The following is a 10,291-nucleotide window of genomic DNA, read 5'->3' as shown; positions in this document are numbered from 1 at the left end:
CTACTCATCATCCTCTCGAATACTTTCAACAATCCTCACGGTCTCCACCGCCACGCGCGTGACCTTCGCGATGAGGTCCACGATGTACTGTGGATTTCCCACCTCGTCAGCCCAGTCGTTGGGGTCGTTGACGATTCCCGATGCCTTGTCTTTCTTCACCTGGTACCGGTCAATAATCCACGCCAGCGCGGACCGCGAGCCGAGCATGTATTCGTCCGCCTCCGCCGGGATGTCGCGCACCGTCACAGACTTGTTGTAGACGAGAGTCGTAACGTCGTTGACGTTCTTACCCGTCTCCGAATCCTTCTTCTTCGCCCACTTCATCTTTTGCACGCGCCAAGTCTCGCGGTCGGACTCGTCTGCCGATGCCTTCACATCCACCGTCACTGGCCACGGCTCCACGTCCTCGTAGTTCACATGCAGATCCATGAGCTCCCGCCCGGCGGCAGCCAGCTGGTCGAACCGCGCCCGCAACGTCGGCGTTTCGATATGCGGCAGCATCTTCTTCAAATCCCCCGCGTATATCTCCCGATAGTTCGGGTCGTGCAGCTTGCCGTAGACAAAGTGGAAGATATCGTCAGAAGTGACATCCGCCCCCAGGGCGTCGCGGTAGAGCGCCTTGATCTCATCGGTGATGTTGTCCTTGCGCACATACCCCGCAACGACCTCACCGACCTGCCCATACATCGAGGACTCGCCTTCGCTTATCGACGCCCCTTCGCCGAACAACCCACCATCTTCAGCGTCCACAGGTTCCCAGGTGAAACGCGAGAAGAACTGTGAAGTCGCGAGGGTGTGAAGATCAGGCATGATCTTCGTCGCCAGCGTCCCCAGTGGCACGCTATCGCCTGGACTGGTGGTTACGTATCCAATGTTGTGGTGTTGTTGTGTCGGGAACATCGACGGGAGGCGACCAGTCCTGTCATTTAGTTCTCGGTTGAAGTAGCAATGCTGCCGGTTAAAAGGTCGATACATCACCTCTCGGAGGCTTGTGCGGTCAAACGTTAGTATGCGCCTGGATACGAGTAGAGAATCTAACTTCGAAGACCACTTGATCCGCTTCGGATCAATCTCAGCTTTTGAACTGAGAGAATTGAAAAACTCAATCGAGCCTTGTACATCAGTTTCGAGATCACGTTGGCTGAAGCGATACACCCAACTGTCACGGTTAGTCTTTAAACCTGCAGAGAAATTTTTGAAGATTGCTGGAACCTCATCTGACTTCTTGTCGCCTAAAACAGGCCACGTCTCGAAGTCCTCATCGCGCTGATTGAGCCAGTCCCCGTAAATATTGGGCTCAATAATTTGCCAATCGACATTATCGAGCGTGGAGCGATCAACAATCGCAAGTTTTTCGTCGGCACTGAGGTAGTCGCCAATATCGCGGTAGTGGATACACACATCGTCGGGGATTTCACGTTTAACGGCGATAATGATGGCAACGGTATTACGGCTGCCGGAACCGAATACCTTGCCGCCTTCTTTGCGGGACTGTTCGCCGACTGTACGTTGGTTACCACGAAGGTTGTACACGTAAATGTCGCTGAGTTCATCGTCAAGAGACAACCGAACTCCGTCAGCGGTGTTGCCATCGATCCATCCGCCGTTGGATACAAAAGCCATGACACCGTGTGTACCGAGTCGGTCTATGGACCAGCGGAATGCACGTAGATAGGAGTCGTACAGAGAGTTCTTAAGCTGAGCACTTGAGTTCGCTGCAAAAGTCTCTTCGATTCGCTTGTCAAGAGTCGGATACTTGAGGTTTTGGTTGTTATCGTTCGCACTCGTCTGGCCCACGGAGTAGGGCGGGTTACCGACGATGATATTGATAGGAGCATCGATTTGCCGTTGGATGGCGGCGTTGTTTTCCTTGAAGACCTTGAGGTCGAGGATGTCGCCTTCCTCATGGATTTGGAAGGTATCGGCAAGAGCGATGCCGTCGAAGGGGACGTACTCGGGCTCGGGTTCGCCATTGCGTTGGGCGCGTTCGGCCTGGAGTGCGTTGTAGGTGGTCTCGATGTTGACCGCGGCGACGTAGTAGGCGAGCAACATGATCTCAGTGGCGTGGAGCTCGGTCGCGTACTTGCGGGTGAGGTCGTCGGGTTCGATGAGACCAGACTGGAGGAGGCGAACCATGAACGTGCCGGTGCCGGTGAAGGGGTCGAGAATGTGGACGCCTTCGTCGGTAAGGCCCTTGCCGAAGTGCCAGCGGGAGATTTGATCGGCGGAGCGAAGGATGAAGTCGACGATCTCAACTGGGGTGTAAACGATGCCGAGGGCCTCGGACTGTTTCTTGAAGGCTTTGCGGAAGAATCGTTCGTATAGGTCCTTGATCACTTGCTGCTTGCCGGAAGCGGAGGAGACCTCGGAGGCGCGGATGCGGACCGACTCGTAGAACTTGGTGAGGGATTCGGTCTCGGATTCGAGCTTGGCGTCCGAGAGCGCGTCGACCATGCGCTGCATGACGCGGGCGACCGGGTTGTGCGCGGCGAAGTCGTGCTCGGTGAATAGCGCATTGAAGACCGGGGCGGTGATCAGGTGCTGAGAGAGCATGCTGATCGCTTCGTCCTCGGTAATCGAGTCGTTGAGGTTACCGCGTAGTCCCTCGATGAAGACCTCGAATTCCTTGCGGATCGTGTCATCCGCCGCATTGATAAGCGCCTTGATGCGCGCGATCTGTGCTTCGGCGATAGTGGCGACATCGTCAGCCCAGTCTTCCCAATAAGTACGCGTACCGACCTTGTCGACCAGCTTGACGTACATGGCCTCCTGCCAGGCCTCGAGAGAGAACAGCGTCATCTGCTCCGCGGTGAGTTCCTGCTCGCTGGAAGTTTCGGACTGGCCGGTCGGGGAGTCATCGGAAGCATTGAGTTTCTTCTTGGCCGTGGCCGGATCGTCGTCGGCAGGCTTGTCGTCTGGCTTCGGGTTCGGCACGGGCTGAACATCGATGGGAAGCTCGACCTTCTCGTTGAGCGCAATCGAGTTGACCTTGGCGTTGAAGCGGTCATCGTGGGCGCGCAGGGCGTTGAGGATCTGCCAGACCACGCGGAAGCGCGTGTTGTCATTGAGGGCCTGGGACGGGGAGACTCCCGGCGGGATGGCGACGGGCAGGATGATATAGCCGTAGTCCTTGCCCTCGGCTTTGCGCATGACGCGGCCGACGGACTGGACGACGTCGACCATGGAATTGCGCGGGTGGAAGAAGATGACGCTATCGAGGGCGGGGACGTCGACTCCCTCGGACAGACAGCGGGCGTTGGTGAGGATGCGGGTCTCGTCCTCGGGGATGGAGGACTCAAGCCACGAGATCTTATTGCCGCGCTCTAGGGCGTTCATGGTGCCATCGACGTGCTCGACGGCGACCTGAAGATCGATGTTGAGCAGGCTGACGTCGTTGGTTGCGGCGTGGTCCTTGAGCTGCTCTTGGTACTGGCGGATGAGCGTGGGGAAGGTCTCTTGGATGGTCTTCGAGGCCTTGATGTCCTTGGCGAAGGCAACGGTGCGGCGCATGGGTTGGGCGTTCGCTTCAAAGCCGGACTTGGTGTCTTGCTCGGCACCCGAACGCTTCGCGAGTCCGTTCCACGCGCCGATCATGGCAGAGGCAGTGGTGAGGTTGATTTCGTTGGTGGGGTTGGCGGCGAGGACGTCGGCGGCGATGTCTTCCTCGACGGTCATGACGAGAACCTTGTAGTCGGTGAGTAGACCCTTGTCCACGGCCTCGCCGAAGCCGAGGCGGTAGAACTCGGGGCCGTAGATGGCCTCGTCATCCATGGAGGCAAGCTCCGCGGAATGCTCAGCGGCCTTGCCCTTTATGTTGTCATCGAACAGGCGGGGAGTCGCGGTCATGTAGAGACGCTTGCTAGCCTTGATGTATTTTTCGTCGTGAATCTTCACGAAGTTGGAGGCATCCTCCCCGGCGAGGGTGACGCCGGTGGTGCGGTGAGCTTCATCGCAGATGACGAGATCGAAGTCGTCCATGCCGAGTTCCTGGGCCTCGTGAATGGCCTCAATGGACTGGTACGTGGAGAAGATGACGTTGATACCGGCACGACGCTTGCCCTGCGCGGTGCGCTCGGCAATGTTCTTGCCGTTGGTAGAGACCGGAACCTCCAAGTCATAGGAGGCAATGTCTTCAGCCTTCTTGGAGACCTTCGTATCCGAACAGACTGCGTAGGACTTCAGCGGCAGGTGCTCCTGGTTCTGTGCGGTCCATTCTTTTAACGTCTGCGAGAGCAAGGAGATGGAGGGAACGAGGAAGAGGACGCGGGCCTTGTTGCCGTTGAGCTCCGCGAAGCGCTCCGCCAGACGCAGGGCGGTAAACGTCTTTCCCGTACCGCACGCCATGATGAGCTTTCCACGGTCGTGTGTTTCAAAGCCTGCGATAGCCTTCGAGATCGCTTCTTGCTGGTGCGGGCGCGGGGAGAAAACCTCGCGCCGGGTGAGGTTAATTTCGATCTCAGAACCCGGGAAGGTCACATCCCAGTCGATAGGGGATTCTGCAATCGCTGCCGTGCCGATACGGTTGGTTGGGATGAGCTGGTGCTCCAGCATCTCCTCAGCATTCTTTGACCATCGCTCCGACGTGGAGATGATGATCCGCTGTGCGAAGGATTCTGTGCCCTTGTCTGTAGTAAACGAGTGTCCGGATGCCTCAAAGAAGGAATCAAGGTGACGCTTCTGGATATAGGTATCCGGCTTGTAGAACTTGCACTGGATGGCAACCCACGCGTCGTCATCGGCGCGCCGGGCAACGAGGTCGATGCCGGTGTCTTGCTTACCGCCGTTGAACTCCCAATCGCTCCAACGGCTGACTTCCGAGAACTGCTCCTGGAGGACGGGATCGGTTCGGAAGTAGTTGACCATTAACTTTTCGAACTTAATGCCGTACGAGCCTTGAGGCTGATTTTCACGGAGCTGGGCTAGGACTTCACCGAAAGCAGACATGGTGTCCATTATGGACTACACATGAGTTCTCCACTTCCAAATGGTGGCGATGTTGTGCAGCCGGGGTGGATGACTTGAGCCATTAGTAGAGCCCTGCATTCCTCATCATGCTCTGTCGTGTTTGAGAGATGAGGTAGCCGCTCAAGGGGCGGCCGGAGTGGATGGCGGCATCGTAAAGATAGTTGTGGAGGGTATCGGCACGCGAGCGGGGGCTGGTGCGTAAATCGAAGTCACGTTGGATCTGGGCGACTACGAATGGCACGGCGTTGATCTCGGAGACCGCGATTAGAAGTGCGGCGACGCTGCGCTCCACTGTGGCGTTGGTCGAGCTAAATTGCTTCGGCTTGTCGTGGGCTAGGGCGCTCAGGAGCCGGCGAGTGGATGTTAGCAGTTCCGGATCGATCTCTGGGTGATCGTTAAACCACTCGGTGATAAGTGCGTCCCATTGCTTTACACCAGCGATAACGTCTGGGGCTAGGGCGCTGAGTTTGGTGTCCTCGGAGGGGAGAGGGGAATCGTCGAGCTGTGCGTCGAAGCGGGAGGTCTCGGGGTCGGGCATGCCAGGGCCGAGGCCGATGGCATCTGGGCCGTAGCCATAGGAACCGAAGTCGGATTGTGCTTGGAGTTCCCTGCGGAAGCGCTTTCCTTCTTCCTTTAGTGCTGAGTCGAGCTGCCTTTGGATGTGGGCGGGGCGTCCTGCGACTTCGCCGGTCCAGGTGACGAACTTGGTGAGGACGCGTGGGAAGCACCGGAGGAACGAGTCACGGGCTATGACTTTGCGGGCTACGAGGGTCAGAGCTTTTTCCACACGTAGTGGGGACCAGTGGTAGAGGTCGGCCATGGTGTAATTGGCTGTGATGCTGAGTAGCGTCTCGGTAGCATCGGCCTCCTCCTTCTTAAGCGGAACGGCATCCAGGAAGGCGGCCAATGTTTCTTCAGTTTCGGAATTATCGCCTTCTTCAAGACGAATACGGCGGCCGATGATACCGGGACTGGAGACAGTAGCAGGGACATTATCTAGTAGCGAGAGCACCCAGCGCAGCAGCGGACGGGTGGTAGGCCAGCTTTCACCAGGGCCGTCGTCGACTGTGATCTCATCTAGCCAGATGGCGTTGCTGAGGAAATCGGCCAGGCCCTCCTGGCTCGTAGGGCCGAAGCTCTCCATGGACTCATCCTTGGACATGATCTCCATAACCTGCTGTGCATTGGCCTCGGTGAGGAAACAGTCATAAATCGAGCCATTGCCGCCTGCTAGGTCAATGGAGACATTCACCGTCAGGGGCGCAGAGTGCGGGACGGATAGCTCGAGAGTGTAGTAATGGACATCCCCGTAGTACTGCGTAGCCTCGATGACGTTGACTACGCTGGCTTGCTCAAGGTGAGCAAGCCAGGTCGGTTCCTGCGGTAAGTCATCGCGCCGGGCGAGCTCAGCGCGATGGAGCTTTACGCGCTCTTTATCTTCATCCAGCAGGGCGGCGGCCCAGAGTACCGCGGTCGTCTCTGGGGCGGGGTTATCCCACATGGCTTCAAAGAACTCGGCAGGCTTTTGCGAGAAATCGTCATCCAGGGACAGGATCGCAGAGACCCACTGAAGCAGATCGATGGGGCTTGAACTGTCCAGGAAGGCCGCAAGGGCGGGCGTGAAGGCATTCATGACACCAGAGTCTATCCATGCATCCGCGGCAGCGGGGCTGTGTACTCTCGAGTGTTATGTCGAAATTCGACGTAGTGAGCTGGGAATATTTTTTGATTTGTAGACGGGTATTTTCGGCGTCTCCATTTTCTTAAGTTTGCGTTCATCTATGCGGATCCGCGTGTAGGCTCGGCACTGTTATAACCAGTGAAATTGGGTTAATTCGACATCCCAAGGAGATACGTGATGAAAAAGCTCATCAACTCACCGGAGAACGTAGTGGCGGAGTCTGTGGAGGGCTTCGCGCTGGCACACGGCGACATCGTCAAGCGCTTTACTGAGCCGCTGTTTGTGGCGCGTGCGCAGAAGAAGGAACAGGGCAAGGTTGCGATTGTCTCTGGTGGTGGCTCGGGACATGAGCCGCTCCACGCAGGCTTCGTGGGCCACGGCATGTTGGATGCCGCGGTGCCAGGCGCGATGTTTACGTCGCCGACGCCGGATGCGATCCAGGCGGCGACCGACGAGGTCCATGCGGGTGCGGGTGTGCTTTACATCGTGAAGAACTACACCGGCGATGTCCTCAATTTCGATACCGCGGCTGAGTTGGCGGAGTTCGATGACATTGAGGTCAGCCAGGTAATCGTGGATGATGACGTGGCGGTGGAGGATTCCACCTACACTGCAGGCCGTCGCGGTGTGGCGGGCACGCTGCTCGTGGAGAAGCTGGCAGGTGCAGCCGCTGAGCGCGGTGATGATCTAGCTGCTGTCACGGCAGTGGCGAAGAAGGTCGTGGAGAACACCGCGACCATGGGCGCAGCACTGAGCGCTTGCACCGTGCCGCACGTGGGCAAGCCTTCCTTTGACCTCGCAGATGATGAGGTGGAGCTCGGCGTCGGTATCCACGGCGAGCCGGGCCGCAAGGAGATCCCGTTGGTCTCCGCGGACGATGTCACTGATCATCTCATGGAGCCGATTCTTGCCGACCTGAAGTTGGCAGAAGGCGAGCGAACCATCGTCGTCGTCAATGGCATGGGTGCCACCCCGGCATCGGAGCTCTACGTGGTCTACCGCCGAGTAGCTCAGCGCCTAGAAGAAGCGGGCGTGACCATTGAACGCTCCCTCGTAGGTAACTTCGTCACCAGCCTCGACATGGCGGGCTGCTCTGTCACGGTCATGCGCGCCGACGATGAAGACATCGAGCTGTTCGACGCACCATGCCATACCGCCGCACTACGCCAAGGAGAATAAAGTGACTTCTGTTGAAACTTTGAACACCGAATGGGCCCTGGCTTGGATGAAAGGTTGTGCCGAACAAGCCCACGAGCACCGGGAGGAGCTTATTGAGCTCGACCGCGTCATCGGCGATAGTGACCATGGTGAAAACGTGGACCGTGGTTTCCGCGCGGTCGTGGAAAAGCTCGAAGCAGATGCCTCGGAAAGCATCGTGGATGTGCTGAAGCTGACGGCCAAGACCTTGATGTCCACCGTCGGCGGCGCATCTGGTCCGCTTTTGGGAACTGCATTCCTGCGCGCTGCTAAGTCAGTCGGCGGTGAAGCGCTTGATGGCGCTGGCGCGGCCGCGCTCATTGAGGCGGCACTCGAGGGCATCACCACCCGTGGTAAGGCCGCCGAAGGGGAGAAGACCATGGTTGATGCGTGGGCGCCGGCGGCGCGTGCTGCCCGCGAGCAGGCTGATGCCGGTGCGGGAGTTGCCGACGTTCTGCGCGCGGCAGCCGATGCCGCAGCCGAAGGCGCCGAGGCAACCATTCCACTCGTTGCTACCAAGGGCCGTGCTTCCTACTTGGGTGAGCGCTCTGTTGGCCATAAGGATCCAGGTGCTGCTTCGACCGCGCTGTTTATTGCTGCAGCTGCTGACGCTGCTTCTGCTGTAAAGGAGGGTTAGGGCATGGCAGAACCGAAAGTGGGCTTGGTCCTAGTTTCGCACTCAGCCAAGCTGGCCGAAGGCCTTGCTGAGCTGGCTGGGCAGATGGCCGCTGACGTGCGTATCGCAGCCGCGGGTGGTCTGGAGTCCGGTGAAATCGGAACCTCGTATGACCTCATCGAGTCGGCTATTAATGACCTGCTCGGGGAAGGCCTCGCAGTTGTTGTTCTCACCGACTTGGGCTCGGCAACAATGACCGTTGAGTCGGTGCTGGAGTTCCTTGACGATGAGCCGGTGAAGTTCGTGGACGCACCGCTCGTGGAGGCTGCTATCGCTGCGGCTACTGCGGCGCAGCAAGGTGATGACCTTGACGAAGTTGCTGTTGCTGCCGAGCGCGCCATCGAGGTGTTCGTGCCAAAGAAAGTGGCGGAACGCAAGGCAGACGTCGCAGACGGCGATGCATACTCACGGTCGGCAACCGTGGCTGATGCTGCTGGTCTCCATGCACGCCCTGCAGCGAAGGTGGCTGAGATGGCCGCGGAGGCAAGTGGCGACATTGTCATTGCATTCGATGACGACCGAGCTGATGCCGATTCCGCCATGATGCTGATGTCCTTGGGCGCCGCGCAGGGCGACACCGTGACGATCATCGGTGATTCAGCGGATAAGCCGATTGTCGACAAAATCGCTGATGCTATTGCGGATGGTCTCGATAACTAGGTTGACAGCACCTGGTAGATGACCTTGGCTACGCGGTCGGGCACCATGTTGCGGGCTACGCGGGCTGCTTTGTCTTGGGCGCCGACGCCCCAGTGGAGGCGGCCTTTGTCCCAGCGGTTCTTGGGGTTGGCGGCGCGCCAGATGGCTTGCGCGACGTCGTCTGGCGTGAGGTTTACGCCGAGGCGTGTGACCGTCTTGGACTTGACGTCGGAGATGGGCGTCTTTGCCCATAGGGGGTTGATGTCGAGCACGCGGATTTTGTCGCGCCGCCACTCGAGGTCGAGGGTTTCAGTCATGGACTGGACATAGGCCTTGGTGGCGGCGTAGACGCCGACGTCGGGGATGCCGTAGCAACCGGCGATGGAGGCGATGTTGATCAGCTGTGAGCCGGGGGTCTTCTTCAGATAGGGGTAAGCAGCGCGTGCGCCGAGGGTGACGCCTAGTGCGTTGACGTCGATGACGGCGCGGATGCGCGCGGGTTCGCTTTCCGCGATGGTGGCGGAGTCGATGATGCCGGCGTTGTTGTCGAGGATGTCGAGCCTGCCGCCGGTGAGTTTGGTGAACTCGGATAGGGCAGCGTCCCAGGACTCTGGTTTGGTGACATCGAGCTCGTAGAAGGTGATGCCCTCACCGAGGATGGATTCGTCGGCTGGTGGGCGAAGATCGCCCAATCCAACGATGTAGCCTTCATTGCGGAAAATATGGGCTACGGCGAGACCGAAGCCGCCGCAGCCGCCGGAGATAAAAATCGACTTCATTCCGCAATGCTAACTGTTTCCTAGGTCACAGGGAAGAGTTTTATAGGCTTTTGTCTCTTGTTTTCTTTTGTAACTTTGGCTCGCTAGAAGGCGAATACTCGCATCATGATTGTGATGGACACCAGCATGATGATGGCGGTGGGGTTTCCGTTGAAGTTCTCAACGAGGACTGGCCAGCCGATTGCAGCGGTCATGATGGGGAACGCGGCGAAGGCGTTGCCCATGACCACGGTGAACAGCGCGTTGCTCGAGCAGTACGCGATGACGCTCCAGAGCAGGGCTTCCTGCACAATCGGCTTCGGGGCTTGTAGGGGCTAGGCCGCTGCGGCCTCCCGGGCTGTGGGGATGTCTCTG

At 58.5% G+C, this 10,291-nt stretch carries 7 protein-coding genes; 3 read left to right on the top strand and 4 right to left on the bottom strand.

Annotation, left to right across the window (positions count from 1 at the left end; genetic code table 11):
- Both HMPREF2888_RS11100 and HMPREF2888_RS11095 read right to left on the bottom strand, forming a co-directional pair.
- Positions 1–4,944: a DEAD/DEAH box helicase gene (locus HMPREF2888_RS11100; RefSeq protein ID WP_070518862.1), complete on the bottom strand. Its 4,944-nt coding sequence runs from the start codon at positions 4,942–4,944 to the stop codon at positions 1–3.
- Positions 4,945–5,026: 82 nt separating this feature from the next.
- On the bottom strand, positions 5,027–6,598 hold the full coding sequence (locus HMPREF2888_RS11095) for a hypothetical protein (protein WP_062040418.1): 1,572 nt from the start codon (positions 6,596–6,598) through the stop codon (positions 5,027–5,029).
- A 225-nt stretch (positions 6,599–6,823) separates the two neighbouring features.
- Here HMPREF2888_RS11095 and dhaK point away from each other — a divergent pair, with 225 nt between their 5' ends.
- Genes dhaK through dhaM form a run of 3 tightly spaced genes read left to right on the top strand, consistent with a single transcriptional unit; the run spans position 6,824 to position 9,179 of the window.
- Positions 6,824–7,825, top strand: a complete 1,002-nt coding sequence (gene dhaK / locus HMPREF2888_RS11090; RefSeq protein WP_061922926.1) for a dihydroxyacetone kinase subunit DhaK — start codon at positions 6,824–6,826, stop codon at positions 7,823–7,825.
- Between the two features lie 46 nt (positions 7,826–7,871).
- The gene (gene dhaL, locus HMPREF2888_RS11085; protein ID WP_061923631.1) at positions 7,872–8,480 is read left to right on the top strand and encodes a dihydroxyacetone kinase subunit DhaL; all 609 of its coding nucleotides are present in this window, start codon (positions 7,872–7,874) and stop codon (positions 8,478–8,480) included.
- A gap of 3 nt (positions 8,481–8,483) precedes the next feature.
- Positions 8,484–9,179, top strand: a complete 696-nt coding sequence (gene dhaM, locus HMPREF2888_RS11080; RefSeq protein ID WP_061922923.1) for a dihydroxyacetone kinase phosphoryl donor subunit DhaM — start codon at positions 8,484–8,486, stop codon at positions 9,177–9,179.
- Here the strand turns inward: dhaM and HMPREF2888_RS11075 are convergent.
- Together HMPREF2888_RS11075 and HMPREF2888_RS11070 are read right to left on the bottom strand one after the other, a co-directional pair.
- The gene (locus tag HMPREF2888_RS11075) at positions 9,176–9,937 is read right to left on the bottom strand and encodes an SDR family oxidoreductase (RefSeq protein WP_062038728.1); all 762 of its coding nucleotides are present in this window, start codon (positions 9,935–9,937) and stop codon (positions 9,176–9,178) included. The genes dhaM and HMPREF2888_RS11075 overlap by 4 nt on opposite strands.
- An 83-nt stretch (positions 9,938–10,020) precedes the next feature.
- A complete protein-coding gene (locus HMPREF2888_RS11070; protein WP_061922916.1) occupies positions 10,021–10,227 on the bottom strand; it encodes a 5-oxoproline transporter, DUF979 family subunit in 207 nt (68 codons plus the stop codon).
- Between the last annotated feature and the right edge of the window lie 64 nt (positions 10,228–10,291).

The organism is Corynebacterium sp. HMSC077D03 (assembly GCF_001808545.1).
GTDB lineage: Bacteria > Actinomycetota > Actinomycetes > Mycobacteriales > Mycobacteriaceae > Corynebacterium > Corynebacterium simulans.
This window is presented reverse-complemented; position numbering and strand designations above follow the sequence as displayed.

Excerpts from the sequence above, each read along its gene's own strand:
- dhaK (WP_061922926.1), top strand. The coding sequence starts at position 6,824 with ATGAAAAAGCTCATCAACTCACCGGAGAACGTAGTGGCGGAGTCTGTG.
- HMPREF2888_RS11075 (WP_062038728.1), bottom strand. The coding sequence starts at position 9,937 with ATGAAGTCGATTTTTATCTCCGGCGGCTGCGGCGGCTTCGGTCTCGCC.
- HMPREF2888_RS11100 (WP_070518862.1), bottom strand. The coding sequence starts at position 4,944 with ATGTCTGCTTTCGGTGAAGTCCTAGCCCAGCTCCGTGAAAATCAGCCT.
- dhaM (WP_061922923.1), top strand. The coding sequence starts at position 8,484 with ATGGCAGAACCGAAAGTGGGCTTGGTCCTAGTTTCGCACTCAGCCAAG.
- dhaL (WP_061923631.1), top strand. The coding sequence starts at position 7,872 with ATGAAAGGTTGTGCCGAACAAGCCCACGAGCACCGGGAGGAGCTTATT.
- HMPREF2888_RS11095 (WP_062040418.1), bottom strand. The coding sequence starts at position 6,598 with ATGAATGCCTTCACGCCCGCCCTTGCGGCCTTCCTGGACAGTTCAAGC.